Annotated in this window: 1 protein-coding gene; it reads right to left on the reverse strand. The window is 67.8% G+C overall.

Features of this window, described 5'->3' with window-relative positions; translation table 11 throughout:
• Nucleotides 1-286, reverse strand: a 286-nt coding sequence (locus tag I53_RS27235; protein ID WP_043356862.1) for a GAF domain-containing protein, incomplete at both ends; no start/stop codon positions are given.

Below are 286 nucleotides of genomic sequence, written 5' to 3' on the forward strand. Positions count from 1 at the left end.
CGCCGAGCGTGTTGCCCGCCCGCAGCAGCGGCACGCCCAGGAAGGCGTGATAGGCCTCCTCGCCGGTCTCCGGACGGTACGAAAAGGCCGGGTGGTTCTGCGCATCCGAAAGTGAAAGCGGCTCCGCCGTGCGGGCGATCAGGCCGACCAGGCCCTCGTCGGTCCGCATGCGGGTCTGGTGGACCGCTTCGCGGTTGAGACCCTCGGTGGCGAACAGTTCGAGGGTGTTGTCATCGCGCAGCACATAGACCGAGCAGACCTCGGCCACGACATTGGCGGCGATCAG

It is taken from the genome of Methylobacterium sp. B1 (assembly GCF_000333255.1).
Lineage (GTDB): Bacteria > Pseudomonadota > Alphaproteobacteria > Rhizobiales > Beijerinckiaceae > Methylobacterium > Methylobacterium fujisawaense.